The 15346-nt window shown below is 45.2% G+C and carries 16 protein-coding genes; 3 read left to right on the top strand and 13 right to left on the bottom strand.

Annotation, left to right across the window (positions count from 1 at the left end; genetic code table 11):
- Positions 1-5: 5 nt before the first annotated feature.
- From rlmM to pomA, 7 genes are all read right to left on the bottom strand, one after another.
- Entirely contained in the window at positions 6-1097 is a 1092-nt protein-coding gene (gene rlmM, locus L4C44_RS09370) for a 23S rRNA (cytidine(2498)-2'-O)-methyltransferase RlmM (RefSeq protein WP_146492073.1), read from the bottom strand.
- Entirely contained in the window at positions 1094-1492 is a 399-nt protein-coding gene (locus L4C44_RS09365; RefSeq protein ID WP_146492072.1) for a DUF423 domain-containing protein, read from the bottom strand. Before L4C44_RS09365 ends, rlmM begins: the two co-directional genes overlap by 4 nt.
- A complete protein-coding gene (locus L4C44_RS09360) occupies positions 1482-2105 on the bottom strand; it encodes an alpha/beta fold hydrolase (protein WP_146492071.1) in 624 nt (207 codons plus the stop codon). Before L4C44_RS09360 ends, L4C44_RS09365 begins: the two co-directional genes overlap by 11 nt.
- Positions 2098-3006 (bottom strand): transcriptional regulator GcvA, encoded by a 909-nt coding sequence (locus L4C44_RS09355; protein ID WP_060982558.1) that lies wholly within the window; start codon positions 3004-3006, stop codon positions 2098-2100. The genes L4C44_RS09360 and L4C44_RS09355 overlap by 8 nt, the downstream gene beginning before the upstream one ends.
- A 671-nt stretch (positions 3007-3677) precedes the next feature.
- Positions 3678-5126, bottom strand: a complete 1449-nt coding sequence (gene thiI, locus L4C44_RS09350; RefSeq protein WP_102393212.1) for a tRNA uracil 4-sulfurtransferase ThiI — start codon at positions 5124-5126, stop codon at positions 3678-3680.
- 318 nt (positions 5127-5444) lie between these two features.
- A complete protein-coding gene (locus L4C44_RS09345; RefSeq protein ID WP_285954297.1) occupies positions 5445-6392 on the bottom strand; it encodes a flagellar motor protein MotB in 948 nt (315 codons plus the stop codon).
- A 12-nt stretch (positions 6393-6404) separates the two neighbouring features.
- On the bottom strand, positions 6405-7169 hold the full coding sequence (pomA, locus tag L4C44_RS09340; protein ID WP_004734406.1) for a flagellar motor protein PomA: 765 nt from the start codon (positions 7167-7169) through the stop codon (positions 6405-6407).
- 298 nt (positions 7170-7467) lie between these two features.
- On the opposite strand from pomA, the gene xseB reads away from it, so the two are divergent.
- From xseB to dxs, 3 genes are read left to right on the top strand one after another with little or no spacing between them, the layout of a single operon-like run.
- A complete protein-coding gene (gene xseB / locus L4C44_RS09335) occupies positions 7468-7710 on the top strand; it encodes an exodeoxyribonuclease VII small subunit (RefSeq protein ID WP_004734405.1) in 243 nt (80 codons plus the stop codon).
- Positions 7711-7730: 20 nt separating this feature from the next.
- Positions 7731-8615: a (2E,6E)-farnesyl diphosphate synthase gene (ispA, locus tag L4C44_RS09330; protein ID WP_146492070.1), complete on the top strand. Its 885-nt coding sequence runs from the start codon at positions 7731-7733 to the stop codon at positions 8613-8615.
- Between the two features lie 21 nt (positions 8616-8636).
- Positions 8637-10520, top strand: coding sequence for a 1-deoxy-D-xylulose-5-phosphate synthase (gene dxs / locus L4C44_RS09325; RefSeq protein WP_327783568.1), 1884 nt, complete (start codon positions 8637-8639; stop codon positions 10518-10520).
- 127 nt (positions 10521-10647) lie between these two features.
- On the opposite strand, the gene pgpA is transcribed toward dxs, so the two are convergent.
- The 6 genes from pgpA to L4C44_RS09295 form a co-directional block, all read right to left on the bottom strand.
- Positions 10648-11154 carry a phosphatidylglycerophosphatase A gene (gene pgpA / locus L4C44_RS09320; protein ID WP_146492068.1) on the bottom strand — a complete coding sequence of 169 codons (507 nt, stop codon included), beginning with the start codon at positions 11152-11154 and terminating at the stop codon, positions 10648-10650.
- Positions 11154-12128 carry a thiamine-phosphate kinase gene (gene thiL, locus L4C44_RS09315; RefSeq protein ID WP_371713107.1) on the bottom strand — a complete coding sequence of 325 codons (975 nt, stop codon included), beginning with the start codon at positions 12126-12128 and terminating at the stop codon, positions 11154-11156. The genes pgpA and thiL overlap by 1 nt, the downstream gene beginning before the upstream one ends.
- 87 nt (positions 12129-12215) lie before the next feature.
- Positions 12216-12683 (bottom strand): transcription antitermination factor NusB, encoded by a 468-nt coding sequence (gene nusB, locus L4C44_RS09310; protein WP_004734399.1) that lies wholly within the window; start codon positions 12681-12683, stop codon positions 12216-12218.
- A complete protein-coding gene (gene ribH, locus L4C44_RS09305) occupies positions 12683-13153 on the bottom strand; it encodes a 6,7-dimethyl-8-ribityllumazine synthase (protein ID WP_004741508.1) in 471 nt (156 codons plus the stop codon). Before ribH ends, nusB begins: the two co-directional genes overlap by 1 nt.
- Before the next feature lie 295 nt (positions 13154-13448).
- Positions 13449-14558, bottom strand: coding sequence for a bifunctional 3,4-dihydroxy-2-butanone-4-phosphate synthase/GTP cyclohydrolase II (gene ribBA, locus L4C44_RS09300; protein WP_017096788.1), 1110 nt, complete (start codon positions 14556-14558; stop codon positions 13449-13451).
- A 107-nt stretch (positions 14559-14665) separates the two neighbouring features.
- Positions 14666-15322: a riboflavin synthase gene (locus L4C44_RS09295; protein ID WP_048612249.1), complete on the bottom strand. Its 657-nt coding sequence runs from the start codon at positions 15320-15322 to the stop codon at positions 14666-14668.
- Positions 15323-15346 lie beyond the last annotated feature (24 nt).

Raw genomic sequence — 15346 nt, 5'->3', positions numbered from 1 at the left:
AAATATTAGTGCGGTGAGATGTTTGAAAGCGCCTGAATGTGAACCGTGATCTCTTCGCGATCATGATAAAGGTGCTTAGCCTGCATCTTAAACTTCACTTTGTTCTCAATAAGGAACACTTTTAGGTTCTCGATATCTTGCAGTACTTCATCGTAACGGCCTTTCATTGGCAGTTTAAGGTTGAATAATGCTTCTTTCGCCCAACCTTTGATGATCCACTCACCCATAAGGTGTGCAACACGAGCTGGTTTCTCAACCATGTCACAGATAATCCAAGTTACGTTCTTACGATCTGGTTCAAACTTAAAGCCATCTACCATGTGGTGCTTAATTTGACCCGTTTCCATTAGGCTGTCTGCCATCATGCCGTTATCAACACAGTGAACGAACATCGAACGCTTAACCAATTGGTAAGTCCAACCACCTGGACACGCACCTAAGTCAACACCCCACATACCTGGAGCCAGACGCTCGTCCCACTCATCACGAGGGATGAATACGTGGAATGCTTCTTCTAGCTTCAATGTAGAACGGCTTGGTGCATCTGATGGGAATTTCAGACGAGGGATACCCATAAAGAACTGTGAGTTATTGGTTGGGTAAGAGTAACCAACAAAACAGTGACCCGGAGCGATGAAGCATAAATGAAGCACAGGCTTCTTAGCATTATCTTTCGCTGTCATCAGGCCTTTGCCACGCATCGCTTGACGCATCGGCACAGTAAACTTACGGCAGAACTTCAAAAGCTCTTTTGCTTCGTTAGTATCTGGCGTTTCGATACGGATATCACCACAACGAGGGAAACCTTCTTTATCAGAAAGCGCCTCAAGAATTGGAGAAATACGGTCATCAGTTGGCAAGTCTTTAATTTCAACAGCCACTGCCAGCATTTGACGAGCAAAGATCAGTGATTGGAAATCGATCTCTTTGATCAACTTGTCCGCTTCACCTGCTTGGTAACATTCAAACAATACAAAGCCTGTATTGTTCTTTAGGCGAGGAAAACCAAACACTTCCAGTTGTGTTGCCTTGTCTTGAATTTCGCCAGCACATTCTTTTTCAAAACCAGAGCGACAATAAAGTAGTACGTGTTTCACTGAGTTACCTCTTTTATATTCAAAGCAGCGAAGGAGAAGACTCCCCAACCAATGATAAATAGTAGACCACCAAACGGAGTGATAGGGCCAAACCATTTTATTCCTGTCAGTGCCAAGCCATAAAGGCTGCCACTAAAACAAAGGATGCCGATGATAAAGCAAATTGCCGCAATGAAAAAATATTTTTGTGATTTAGCGCCAAGTTTCATCTGTAGCAGAGCGCCACACGCCAATATCGCCAGAGTATGGATAAACTGGTATTGAACTCCGGTCTCAAACACACCTAGCAGATACTCAGGTAAAATAGCTTTCAAACCGTGAGCCGCGAAGGCACCAAGCATTACTGCTATCGCGCCAGAAATGCCGGAAAACGTAAGTAAAGACTTACTTCTCATTGAGCACCTCTTTGATAAACGCCGACAACTTCTCAACGGTTAACGCAATATTCTGCTGCTCTGTGTAACCGGAGCTCTTACGAGGCTTAAAGCTGTGGTCGCCATCGGGAATAAATTCAACACGAATAGAATCAGACAGATCAAAGTCAGCAAACTCTTCACGCTTACCAAAAGTGTCGCGCTCACCCTGTAAAATCAGACACGGCTTTTGCAACTCAGCTAAGTGTTCACCTTTATACTTATCTGGTTTACCAGGAGGATGAAAAGGAAAGCCTAAACACGCCATGGCGGCCACCTTATCAACTTCAGACAAATGGCTCGCCATACGCCCTCCCATCGACTTACCACCAATCACAAGCTTATCGGCATCAACCTGCTCAATAACCTCTTGGTAGGCTTCAAGTAGCTTAGGTGCTCTGTCAGGTGGACGACGCTTACCATCTTCAGCACGCTTGATCATGTAAGGGAAATTAAAGCGGATAACTCGTATCCCTTTAAAGGCTAATCCTTTGGCTACCGACTGCATAAACTCATGATCCATGCCTGCGCCAGCACCATGAGCAAAGATAAAGGTGATAGGATTGTCTTCACCATCAATGATGAGGTTATTCATCGAGTAAGTCCTCTTGTTCGCTTTGCGCTTTCGCCAGCATCCAATCACGGAAAGTAGCGATACGGCCCATATCGGCTTGCTTCTCATGACAAACCACATAGAAGGCGTTCTTACTCACCAACACTTCGTCGAAAGGCGCAATCAAACGACCCGCTTCGATTTCAGGTTGCGCCAACACGTTATTACCCAGTGCAATACCCTGGCCGTGAGCTGCTGCCTGCAACACCATGGTTGAATGACTGAAGATAGGACCGTGATTAACGTTAACCCCGTCGATGCCATTTTGCTTAGCAAACTGTTTCCAATCCTTTCGAGAGGTATCATGCAATAGCGTATGGCATGCTAGATCACTGAGAGATTCTAATGGTTTAGCTCCTAGCAGCACAGAAGGTGAGCAAAGAGGGATCAAGTATTCTTGGTAAAGCTTATCGGCTCTAAGCCCCGGCCAGTTACCTCGACCATAGTAAATAGCCACGTCTACATCATCGGTCAGCGAGCCTTCATCCATATCAACGGCTTTGATTCTTACATCAATATCAGGTTCTTGCTGATTAAAGTCAGCGAGCCTTGGCACCAACCATTGAATAGCAAAACTAGGCGGTAAACTGATGGTCAATGCGCCCTTCTCACTTCGCTCCAGCACTTTGTCTGTCGCTTCTGCCAGTGATGTGAAAATATCTTTGATATCCAAGAAGTAGCTTTGGCCTTCTTCAGTCAGCAGCAAAGAGCGGTTTCTTCGGCGAAACAGCTTCAAAGATAAGAACTCTTCAAGCGCTTTGATCTGATGGCTAACCGCCGCTTGAGTAACAAACAACTCTTCTGCGGCACGCGTAAAACTCAAGTGTCGAGCAGCTGCTTCAAACACTCTTAGCGAGTTTAATGGGGGTAATCGACGAGACATAGTTACTCTCTAAATAAGCATTAGTTTTTTTTATCTGAAACATTATAATTTGTCCATTGCCTAGCGGCCAGAGAAATTCTATATTTCATCCCGCAGCAGCTAGCCTGAACGGCTTGATTCTCTCTAGAATCAATTGGCTTAGCTCCTGCGATGTTGTGTTTGCAAACTCGTTCTTTTCGAGTTGGGTAGAGTTCTACCAAATGTTTTGTTGCAGTTCTATACTGAAACGAGGCATGTACTTCCTGTATTTATTTTGACCTGTCTGTCAAATTTGTTTACACCGCCTTATGGGCGGTGTTTTTTTATGTGCAAAGAAATGTAACAACAAGTTTATCAATAGCTGTACTAATTAATCTTTATTATTTTTCATCGCTAATCACAGAATCAGACACCCACTCAAATAATCAACTGAACACATACAGATAGCACCATTGAGTTGCACTAAAAAGTAACAGAATACTTCAAGATACTCACACTTCTTCGGTACTTATAAACCCGTTTAGAGCTTACTCTTTCTATCAGTAAAAATTTTAAAGCTGAGCATGACGATAGCACGCCCAAACTCACGCCTCTGTCTGACTACTGTAAATCATTCACAATAGAAAATAAAAAAGCCGCTTACTTTTCAGTAAGCGGCTTGGCAAAATGATTAACGGTTGGCCAATGCACCGCTATGGGCGATAAACCTTAACGTTATGGAAGCCTTGCTCTTGTAGGTAAAGCGCCTGTAGACGGCTCATTACACCACGGTCACAGTACAGCAAGTACTCTTTCGCTTGGTCTAGGTCGCCAAACTGAGTCGAAAGCTTGAAGAATGGGATGTGTTTAATTTCAACACCCTCGATCTCTAGTGGGCTTTCGTCTTCTTCTTCTGGGCTACGGATATCAAGAACGATAGCGTGCTCAGCAACAGCTTGAACTTGTTCAACTTCAGGCGCTTGCTCTTGGCTCTCTTTCTCGATGTCACGGATATCCATAACACGAGCGTTCTCGATCACTTGATCCAGCACTTCAAAGTTAAACTTAGCTTCTTCTGCTTCTAGTTTGCCTTTCTTCGCTTTCACTGTTGGCTTCTTAGAGATAACACCACAGTACTCAGGCATTACTTTAGCGAAGTCTTCAGTACCGATGATACGAGAAAGGTCAATGATGTCTTCTTTATCCCAGTTGATAAGCGGACGAAGGATCAAAGTATCTGTCACGTTGTCGATGTGGCGAAGGTTAGTTAGCGTTTGGCTAGAAACCTGACCAAGTGCTTCACCCGTTACTAGAGCTTCAATACCGAAGCGCTCTGCAACCATACCACCAGCACGCATGAACATACGCTTAAGAACAACGCCCATTTGGCCGTCTTCTACGTTCTCAAGAATTTCAGCAACCACTGGTTCAAAGTCTACAGAAATGAACTTCACCTTTGCAGATGAGCCGTATTTATTCCATAGGTAGTGAGCCACTTGCTTAACGCCAATCTCGTGCGCTGGGCCACCAAGGTTAAAGAAACAGTAGTGAACCTTAGAGCCACGTTTGATGTGCAGGTAGCTTGAAACACCAGAATCAAAGCCGCCAGAGATCAAGCTTAGTAGATCTTCTTGGGTACCAAGAGGGAAACCACCTAGGCCTTTGTGGCGAGCTAGAACTTGGTTTAACTTATCGTTAGCCACTTCAACTTTAACGGTTACCTCAGGGTTCTTAAGTCGAACTTTAGCTGACTCAACTGCTTGGTTTAGGCCGCCGCCTACGTAGCGTTCAAGTTCAATAGAGGTAAAGTCATGCTTACCACGACGCTTAGCTCGAACAGAGAAAGTCTTGCCTTCAATGTCAGCACGGCTGCGTTCTAGTACTTGCTCGTAAATATCGTGCAAGTCTTTAAACTCAGACTGTTGAACTTCAAGAGAGTGGTGAATACCTGGAGTGTGAGTCAGAGCCTCTAACACTTCTGCGTAGTACTGGTCACTCTCAGACGTCACTTCGATATGATCGCGACGGTTGAATACCGCAACACTTTCACAGCGACGTTGAATAACGTTACGAATGTTGCACTCTAGAATCCTTGTGAAGCGCTTACGCACCGATTCACTTTTTACAAAAATTTCCGGATGGGGCTTAACAATAAATTTCATAGTACTTTCACAACATTAATGTTCAAAATTTTGAGAACGCTCATCGCCAAGTAAATTAGAGAATTTACACAGCACTTGAAGCAAGAATAGATCATATCTAAATCTAAGGGCGCGAATTATACATGAGAAAGTGAAGCAAGGAAAAGAGTGCTTGCTGTAACACCATCATTAAACCGCTTGTTATTAAAAGTAGCAGGTTTCGAAACAACATAAATTCAGCAAAGAGCATGGTGAAAGACCTACAAACAAAAAGCCCAACCTCATTATAAGGTTGGGCTTTCGATGTTATCTGGATGCTACCTTGTGCACACGTATCGGCTATTCATTAATAACAGGCACTTCGTCACTGTAAAGCGGTTCGCCCTGCATGATGCTGATTTCAACGCGGCGGTTGAGGCTACGTTGCCATTCAGTGTCATTCGGCTCTACTGGCTCGGTATCGGCCATGCCACGTACTCTCAAGCGTTGATGAGAGAAACCGCGTACCTTTTCCATCTCTTGAGCAACAGACACCGCTCGCTGTGATGACAAGTCCCAATTAGAGCGATAAAGCTCTGAATCAAGACGTTGGTTATCGGTGTGCCCTGAGATTCGAACGATACCCGGAACATCTTTCACCAACTCAGCAACCTGTCTCACCAATGGTCGGAACTTAGGTTGTAAGAAAGCGGAACCTGATGGGAACGCGCCTTTTTCACGAATTCGAATCACAATCTGCTGGCCAAGGTTTTCCACCTCAATCGCGCCTTGGTCGATCTCTCGCTCCAACGCCTTCTTGATGCTTTCCATCAAGGTTTCCATCTCTTGCGATTGAGCTTCGGCTTGCTGTTGCTGTTGGTCTGACTCAGAGTTTTGATTGTCGTGAGTCGAGACCTCTGGCGACTTGCCTCCGGTCATCTTGCCTTGGTCACGCATGGTACCACCAGCACGTTCAGATTCACCTTCATGAAACTCAAGCGTTTGCTGCGTAATATCAATCGTCTGCTGCATGATCACATCAATCGGTGTCGGCTCTGGGCGACCAGGGCGAAACTCTTGTGCAATGATGCTAGTGCCTTTAGGAATGTCTTTCACTTCCAAGCGGTTTTGTACACCAAACGCAAATTTCATCGAGCCAGCGATCTGTTTGAACTTCAGTACGTCCATCTCAGAAAATGAGAGCAGCAGTACGAAGAAACACATCAGCAGTGACATCAAGTCAGCAAATGTCCCCATCCATTGAGGTAACCCCGGAGGAGGACATTTACATGGATTATCTTCATCCATCTTAAACTCCTCTTACGCGGGTTCACCATCAATAGTCCGCTTACCTTCGTTTAGGTAGCTCTTGAGGTAACCATCAATAACTCGTGGGTTCTGACCATCTTGAATCGCCAGCACACCATCCATAACCAGACGGCGGTTAAGTGTCTCTTGGTCACGACGTAGCGCAAGCTTATCAGCAATAGGAAAGAACACCATGTTCGAAAGAATCGCACCGTACAGGGTGGTCAAAAGTGCTACCGCCATCGCAGGACCGATCGCTTTAGGATCATCCATGTTCGAAAGCATGGCAACCAGACCAACCAAAGTACCAATCATACCCATCGCAGGAGCAACATCACCAAATGCAGAGAACACTTTCGCGCCCTGTTCGTGACGCTCTGTGGTTAATGCGATATCTTTTTGCAATGCAGCACGCACCACATCACCATCATGGCCATCTACCAACAGGTCGATACCTTTTTGCATGAAGCTGTTGCTGATTTCCATCTCTTCCAATGCTAAGAAGCCACCTTTACGCGCTGCATCCGCCATCTCTACCACTTTAGCGATAAGATCTTCAGGTTCATCGGCTTTAAACATGAATGCTTTGCCAGCAATTTTAGTAGCACCAAAGAACTGTCCCATGGTGAACTTCATTAGAACAACAAAGGTTGAGCCACCAACTACGATCAAAATGGATGTCGTGTCATAGAACATCCCGAGGCTTCCACCTAGGATCATTGCCATGATTACAAAGGCAAATCCACCAATCAAACCTATTAGGGTTGCTAAATCCACTGAGCACTCCTCATGCTTTTTTGTAGCTCTATGTCGACGATAATCTTTGTATCGGCAAGACTATAAGATCTTTTAGTAAATTCTTGGCCTAAGTATCACACTTTTCGTTTTTGAATCCCAACTATTGGCTTACTTTGCTCTTAGACGTAGCGCATAAACTCGATAAAGCTAAGGTTATTCAAGCAAAGTGAGTTCAAGCCCCTTAAAAACGAACTTTCTAGCAAAATTTCTTGGTTACATTTGACCATCTCAGCGGCCTAGGGTAACGTTCGTTCATCTTTCCAAACGCAGATTTATTATGGCTACTAAGAAACCTGAAAATATGAGCTTTGAAGCAGCAATCGAAGAGCTTGATGGCTTGGTTGATCAACTAGAAAATGGTGATCTAGCTTTAGATGATGCGCTTAAAAAGTTCGAACGAGGCATCTCCCTCGCTCGTGCCGGTCAAAGTAAACTAAATGATGCTGAACAACGCGTTAGCATCCTACTGCAGAATGATGAAAATGCAGAGCTGAGTGACTTTAACCCACAACCTGAATAACGAATTGTATGAGATCCCCTATGATCGAGACTTTATTGTCTTATCAAGCACGTAATAACGAGCAACTGAACCTTTGGCTTGATCGCCTGCCACACCAAAATCAGAACCTGATCAACGCGATGCGTTATGGGTTACTTTTAGGCGGCAAACGCGCACGTCCATTTCTTGTCTACATTACAGGGGAAATGCTCGGCTGCACCGCTGAAGAACTCGACACTCCAGCATCTGCAATCGAATGTATTCATGCCTACTCTCTGATTCACGACGACCTTCCAGCAATGGATGACGATGAACTGCGTCGTGGGCATCAGACTTGTCACATCAAATACGATGAAGCAACGGCAATTTTAACGGGCGATTCACTACAAACTCTCGCTTTTACTATACTTGCGGAAGGCACATTAAGTACTGACGGTGAAAGCAATCGCGTTCGAATGATTCAACGCCTAGCAGAAGCCTCTGGTGCACAAGGTATGTGTATTGGACAAGCACTTGATATTGAAGCTGAAAACCGCTCTGTCACTCTAGAAGAGTTAGAAGAAGTTCACCGCAATAAAACGGGCGCTCTAATGAAATGTGCGATTCGTTTAGGTGCGCTTGCTGCGGGCGAGAAAGCGTTTGAAGTGATGCCTCTATTAGACAAGTACGCCGATGCCATTGGATTAGCATTCCAGGTTCAAGATGATATTTTAGATATCACTAGCGATACTGAAACTTTGGGTAAGCCACAGGGTTCTGACCAAGAATTAAACAAAAGCACCTACCCTTCTTTGCTAGGTTTAGAGGGCGCTCAAGAAAAAGCGCGAACTCTGCTACAGGAAGCGCTTCAAGCTTTGGCTGCAATCCCATACAATACCCAGTTACTCGAAGAGTTCGCCCGATACGTCATCGAGCGCAAGAACTAAGACAATAAGCGCGCATTACCTATGACTCTTGATATATCAAAGTACCCAACTCTTGCTTTGGCTGATAAGCCAGAGGATTTGCGTCTACTTCCAAAAGAGACGCTGACACAGCTTTGTGATGAATTACGTACCTATCTTCTTAACTCAGTGAGCCAATCTAGTGGTCACTTAGCATCAGGCTTGGGTACAGTAGAGCTAACCGTAGCTCTGCACTACGTGTACAACACGCCTTTTGACCAGTTGGTTTGGGATGTTGGCCACCAAGCATACCCGCATAAAATTCTTACTGGTCGTCGCGACCGTTTATCGACTATCCGTCAAAAAGATGGACTGCACCCATTCCCATGGCGTCAAGAGAGCGAATACGACACACTTTCTGTTGGTCACTCTTCAACTTCGATCAGTGCTGCACTTGGTATGGCTATCAGTGCAAAGAAAGAAGGTAAGAACCGTAAAGTCGTGAGTGTGATTGGTGATGGCGCGATTACTGCTGGTATGGCATTTGAAGCCATGAACCACGCAGGCGATATTCACAATGATATGCTGGTTATCCTGAACGATAACGAGATGTCGATCTCTGAAAACGTAGGTGCGCTAAATAACCACCTAGCTCAAGTTCTTTCTGGCAGTCTTTACACGTCAATTCGTGAGGGCGGCAAGAAAGTGCTATCAGGCGTTCCGCCGATTAAAGAGTTGGTTCGTCGTACAGAAGAACACCTAAAAGGCATGGTTGTACCTGGCACCATGTTCGAAGAGTTAGGCTTTAACTACATTGGCCCAATTGATGGCCACGATGTAAATGAGCTGATTAAAACGCTTAAGAACATGAGAGACCTTAAAGGCCCTCAGTTCCTGCATATCATGACTAAGAAAGGCAAAGGCTACGAGCCAGCTGAGAAAGATCCTATCGGTTACCACGGTGTACCAAAGTTCGATCCCGCACACTCAAGCCTACCTAAGAGCACCAGCTCTAAGCCAACTTTCTCTAAGATTTTTGGCGACTTCCTTTGTGATATGGCTGCGCAAGATCCTAAGCTAATGGCAATCACGCCAGCAATGCGTGAAGGTTCTGGCATGGTGCGTTTCTCGAAAGAGTACCCAGAGCAATACTTCGATGTTGCTATTGCTGAGCAGCACGCAGTAACGCTAGCAACAGGTATGGCGATTGCAGGTGATAAGCCGATTGTGGCTATCTACTCAACTTTCCTACAACGTGGCTACGATCAACTGATCCACGATGTGGCTATCATGGATCTACCAGTTATGTTCGCTATTGACCGTGCTGGTCTTGTTGGTGCCGATGGTCAAACACACCAAGGCGCGTTCGACTTAAGCTTTATGCGCTGCATTCCAAACATGGTGATCATGGCACCAAGCGACGAAAACGAATGTCGCCAAATGCTATACACAGGCCACCAACACACAGGCCCTAGTGCAGTACGTTACCCTCGCGGTAATGGTATGGGCACTGAGATTCAAAGTGAGTTTACTGCTCTTGAGATTGGTAAAGGCCGTATCGTTCGTGAAAGCTCAAAAGCAAAAGATGGCGCTAAGGTTGCTATCCTAAGCTTTGGTACCTTCTTAGAAAATGCACTTCAAGCAGCTGATGCAATGGATGCCACCGTTGCAGACATGCGCTTTGTGAAACCGCTAGATGAAGCTCTAATCAAACAACTTGCCGCTGACCACGATGTACTGGTGACTATCGAAGAGAATGCGATTGCCGGTGGTGCAGGTGCAGGTGTAATTGAGTTTTTGATGCAAGAAAAACTGCTAATGCCAGTACTGAACCTTGGCTTACCAGACAAGTTTATAGCTCAAGGTACGCAAGGCGAGCTACATGAAGAGCTTGGCTTAGACGCGAAAGGTATTGAGAAGTCTATCTCTGACTATCTTGCTAAGTAGCCTTAATACGTAAGCTCGTAAGCTCGTAAGCTCCGCAAACAAAAAAAGGTTGGCCTAGGGTCAACCTTTTTAGTATCCGTTAATTAGTTTGGTGTATCGCCAACTAAACCTTAATCCTTCAGTGAACTCACACTAACCAACCAGCGAAATGTGCCACGGCATACAACGAAATAGCCGCCATAATGCCCGCTACAATATCGTCAATCATGATACCTAAGCCGCCGTGAATTCGTGCATCTAACCAACCAATCGGCCATGGTTTTACCATGTCAAAAAAGCGGAAAAGCACAAAACCAGTCAGAAGCCATTTCCAGTCATCAGCAGGGATATTCAATAAAGGCACTAGGCCCATGGTGATCCAAAAGCCCGCAAACTCATCCCATACAATAGAGCCATGGTCGTGTACACCCATATCATCAGAGGTCACCTGGCAGATCTTGATACCAATAATGCAGCTTACCACTACGATGGCAACATAAGCTGGGAAAGGTAATTGAACCAACAATAAGTACAATGGAATAGACGCAAGCGTGCCCATTGTTCCGGGAATTATCGGCGATAAGCCACTGCCAAAACCCGTTGCCAATAAGTGCCAAGGATTTTTAAGAGAAATAAGAGAAAGTGGATTTGTCATCAATTAACCTTAAAGTGATCGTAACCAGTTAAGTTCCAGCTTAGTGGTTCACCATTATTGTGTAATTCAAAATATTCTACAGGTCTTATCTGGCCAATGCAGGTGACTTTTGTGCCAGTGTGTGACAAAGCACTTTCCAATGAACCTTTATTTTCTTCCGGCACGGTAAAGCAGAGTTCGTACTCTTCACCACTGGTGAGCGCATACTGCTGCGCAGAAGCGATATCAGAAGAGAATTGACGTAATTCAGCGGAGATAGGCAGCGTGCTCACATCAATGCTTGCACCGACCTGAGAACGCTTAAGGATGTGTTTTAAATCAGCAATAACACCATCAGAGATATCAATGGCAGACGAAGCAAGGTTCACCAGTGCCTGACCAGCCAAAACTCGTGGAGTGCTCAGGTAGTGTCTCTCTTCAAGCTCTCGCGCATAAGGCTTAGCTTTGTTCTGCTCTGGGTTAAGTAACACCTCTAGGCCAGCTTTACTGTCACCTAGGTTACCCGTCACGTAAATCCAGTCACCCACTTTCGCGCCATCTCTGCGTAGTGCTCGACCCTCAGGTACAAAGCCCTGCACAGTAAGTGTTAAACTCAGCGGCCCTTTGGTCGTATCACCACCGATTAGTTGAATACCAAAATAGTCTGCAAGTTTGAAAAAAGAATCACAAAATGGGGCAAGCCACGCTTCATCGACTTCAGGCATGGTTAAGGCAAATGAAACCCAAGCAGGTGTCGCGCCCATAGCAGCAAGATCACTGATGTTGGAAGCCAAGGCTTTGTGTGCCACCCAAGCTGGGTTTGCTTCCGCTAAGAAGTGAGTGCCTGCCACTAAGGTGTCCGTACTGATAGCAATCTGAACATTACTTGGTGCTTTGACCAAAGCACAGTCATCGCCCGCTGCCAGATGTACGTCTTTACGTTGTGGTTGTCGATTTACAAAATATTTTTCAATCAGGTTAAATTCGCCAGACATCACATGCCCTATCTTTAGTATTACAAAAATTTAGTTACAAAAAAGGCCAGCATAAAAGCTGACCTTTAGATTCAATATACGAACGTCTTATTTCTTACGAACGTGCGGTGCAGCTTTATCAAGCACACCGTTAACAAACTTATGGCTGTCTTCTGCTGCAAATACTTTTGCAAGCTCGATAGCTTCGTTGATAACCACTTTGTATGGTACATCTTCGCGACGAGTCATCTCGTACATAGCTAAACGTAGAAGCGCTAGTTCCATCAAATCCAGATCTTGCATAGGGCGAGATACGAATGGACGAAGCTTGCTATCAAGTTCCATGTGACTAAGAGCAACACCAGTTAGTAGGTCGCGGAAGTATGCAACGTCTGTTTCTGGCATAGCTAGAGCAGGTTCTGCGGCATGATGCTCTTCTTCATCATACTTACCACCAGATAAGAACTGTTCTTCAACGGTAGCAATATTTTCTTTAGTAATTTGCCAAGAATAAATTGCTTGTAGAGCAAATTGACGTGCGTTACGACGTGCGGCTGGTTTCACACTGGCCCCCATTAGGAATCGATTTCAGAAAGAACGTTGATCATCTCAAGTGCGCTAAGTGCTGCTTCTGCACCCTTATTACCAGCCTTGGTTCCTGCGCGTTCAATAGCTTGATCGATCGTATCAACAGTAAGAACACCAAACGCTACTGGAAGAGAGTATTCCAGAGACACTTGTGCCAAACCTTTATTACATTCACTACAAACATAGTCAAAGTGAGGTGTACCGCCACGAATTACTGTACCAAGAGATACAATCGCATCGAACTTGCCTGTTTTTGCAACGCGCTGCGCTACAAGTGGAAGTTCAACTGCACCAGGGCAACGAACAACAGTGATGTTGTCTTCGCTTACTTGTCCATGACGCTTTAAAGTATCGATTGCACCAGAAAGTAAACTTTCGTTAATAAAACTGTTGAAACGAGCAATAACGATAGCAATTTTTGCATTTGGCGCTGGGAAGCCACCCTCGATCACTTTCATAAGCCTTCCTTTAACTATTTTCATCAAGTGAGAATCGCCGGATTCTAGCACAAAACTGTGAGCAATATCTAATGGTAATTTAGAAGAACAGACACCGGCAATGTAAAGATGATAATGCAGCGCTGATCCCAAGCATATAGGAACAGCGAGGAGCCAAGTTTGTGTATTGAACACGTTTTGAGTCGAACTTGGCTACTTTGCCCTTTTGGCAAAACTTATCACCAAAAGAGCCACTGAAATCATCGGTAAATTATGTCGCTACAAACGGAGAAACGTCTGCTCGTTGACACATGATTTATTCACAAACGTACTCAACAACGTTAAGACCAAAACCGCCCAATGCGTGGTAACGCTTAGTGCTCGAAGAAAGCAGACGCATATCGTGCACGCCTAGGTCTTGAAGAATCTGAGAGCCGACACCAACACGACGCGAGGTACCCTGCTTCTTAGCCATGGTTGGCTGCTCGTTTTTATCTTGCGCTTCGAATGTCTTCACTTTGTGGATCAAAGAATCAGACGACTCTTCGTTGCCAAGAATAACCAGCACACCGCCTTCGTCGCCAATGCGCTTCATCGCTTTATCTAGCGACCAGCTGCGCTCAGTACCGCGGTCTGAATGAAGCAGATCGGTAAACGTATCATGCAGGTGAACACGCACCAAAGGAGCACCTTCGGTTAAACTGCCTTTTTGCATTGCGTAGTGGATCTGGTTATCAATTGTATCGCGGTAAGTCACAAGCTCGAAATCACCAAACTCTGTTGGTAAATGACATTGTGCAACACGCTCAATCGTTGTTTCTGTGTTGTTACGGTATTCGATCAGGTCAGCAATAGTGCCTAGCTTGATGTCATGCTTTTCTGCGAACACTTCAAGATCAGGGCGACGAGCCATGGTGCCGTCGTCGTTTAGGATCTCAACGATAACCGAAGCTGGTTCACAGCCCGCTAATCGAGCTAAATCACAACCCGCTTCAGTGTGGCCAGCACGCGTTAATACGCCGCCTTCTTGAGCTGTCAGTGGGAAGATATGACCAGGTTGAACTAAGTCAGCCGCTTTTGCGTCTTTCGCTACTGCTGCTTGAACCGTCACTGCACGATCGGATGCTGAAATACCGGTTGTTACACCCTCTGCCGCTTCAATCGAAACCGTAAAGTTAGTGGTGTACTGTGCATTGTTGTCTTGAACCATAGGTGCTAAACCCATACGGTTTGAACGCTCTTTAGTCAGCGTTAGACAGATCAAACCGCGGCCGTACATTGCCATGAAGTTAATCGCTTCTGGCGTAACATGTTCAGCTGCCATGATCAGATCGCCTTCATTTTCGCGATCTTCATCATCCATCAGGATAACCATTTTTCCTAGGCGAATGTCTTCAATAATTTCTTGAGGAGTACTAATTGGCATTGTTCTATATCCTTTGAAATGGTTCTGCTTCCTAGAACCGACACTATTTAAACCTGATGATATTGCTTCGCTTTACAAAGTCTCGCTTAAATACTTTGTATCAACGGTTAGGCAAAACCATTCTGCTGTAAGAATTCCATTGTTAATCGAGATTCAGGCTCAGATTCTTGTTGCTGACCTTGCAGTAAACGCTCCATGTAACGAGCTAATACATCGACTTCTAGATTCACTTTACGACCGACATTGAATTGATCGATGGTGGTTTCTGAAGAAGTGTGAGGAACGATAGTCAGCTTGAATGCGTTCTTACGTAAATCGTTCACAGTCAGGCTGATACCATCGACCGTTACTGAGCCTTTTTGAGCCACGTATTTTGAAATTTCTGCTGGCATTTCTACCCAGAACTCAATCGCACGACCGACTTGGTTACGTTCAACAATCTCACCCACGCCATCAACGTGACCCGATACGATATGACCACCGAAACGCGTGGTCGGCAGCATTGCTTTCTCAAGATTTACCTTATCGCCCGCTTGGTAATCCACAAAACCCGTTTTTTTCAGGGTCTCAAGCGAAAGGTCTGCACTGTAGCTGTGATCGTTAAATTCAACGACCGTCAAACACACACCATTGGTTGCAATACTGTCGCCTAACTGAACGTCAGCCATATCAAGCTTGCCAACGTTAACCGTTACGGTGATGTCTTCTCCGCGGGGAGTGATTGCACTCAATGTACCTACGGCTTCTACAATTCCTGTAAACATTTTAAAACTCTTTTTATTGTCAAC

Origin of the sequence: Vibrio satsumensis, from assembly GCF_050337435.1 — a bacterium.
In the GTDB taxonomy this organism is placed as follows: domain Bacteria; phylum Pseudomonadota; class Gammaproteobacteria; order Enterobacterales; family Vibrionaceae; genus Vibrio; species Vibrio satsumensis.
This window is presented reverse-complemented; position numbering and strand designations above follow the sequence as displayed.

What these genes read in the sequence shown, in the direction of transcription:
- L4C44_RS09365 (WP_146492072.1), bottom strand. Translation starts at nt 1,492, where the DNA reads ATGAGAAGTAAGTCTTTACTTACGTTTTCCGGCATTTCTGGCGCGATA.
- L4C44_RS09360 (WP_146492071.1), bottom strand. Translation starts at nt 2,105, where the DNA reads ATGAATAACCTCATCATTGATGGTGAAGACAATCCTATCACCTTTATC.
- L4C44_RS09355 (WP_060982558.1), bottom strand. Translation starts at nt 3,006, where the DNA reads ATGTCTCGTCGATTACCCCCATTAAACTCGCTAAGAGTGTTTGAAGCA.
- thiI (WP_102393212.1), bottom strand. Translation starts at nt 5,126, where the DNA reads ATGAAATTTATTGTTAAGCCCCATCCGGAAATTTTTGTAAAAAGTGAA.
- L4C44_RS09345 (WP_285954297.1), bottom strand. Translation starts at nt 6,392, where the DNA reads ATGGATGAAGATAATCCATGTAAATGTCCTCCTCCGGGGTTACCTCAA.
- xseB (WP_004734405.1), top strand. Translation starts at nt 7,468, where the DNA reads ATGGCTACTAAGAAACCTGAAAATATGAGCTTTGAAGCAGCAATCGAA.
- ispA (WP_146492070.1), top strand. Translation starts at nt 7,731, where the DNA reads ATGATCGAGACTTTATTGTCTTATCAAGCACGTAATAACGAGCAACTG.
- dxs (WP_327783568.1), top strand. Translation starts at nt 8,637, where the DNA reads ATGACTCTTGATATATCAAAGTACCCAACTCTTGCTTTGGCTGATAAG.
- pgpA (WP_146492068.1), bottom strand. Translation starts at nt 11,154, where the DNA reads ATGACAAATCCACTTTCTCTTATTTCTCTTAAAAATCCTTGGCACTTA.
- thiL (WP_371713107.1), bottom strand. Translation starts at nt 12,128, where the DNA reads ATGTCTGGCGAATTTAACCTGATTGAAAAATATTTTGTAAATCGACAA.
- nusB (WP_004734399.1), bottom strand. Translation starts at nt 12,683, where the DNA reads ATGGGGGCCAGTGTGAAACCAGCCGCACGTCGTAACGCACGTCAATTT.
- ribH (WP_004741508.1), bottom strand. Translation starts at nt 13,153, where the DNA reads ATGAAAGTGATCGAGGGTGGCTTCCCAGCGCCAAATGCAAAAATTGCT.
- ribBA (WP_017096788.1), bottom strand. Translation starts at nt 14,558, where the DNA reads ATGCCAATTAGTACTCCTCAAGAAATTATTGAAGACATTCGCCTAGGA.
- L4C44_RS09295 (WP_048612249.1), bottom strand. Translation starts at nt 15,322, where the DNA reads ATGTTTACAGGAATTGTAGAAGCCGTAGGTACATTGAGTGCAATCACT.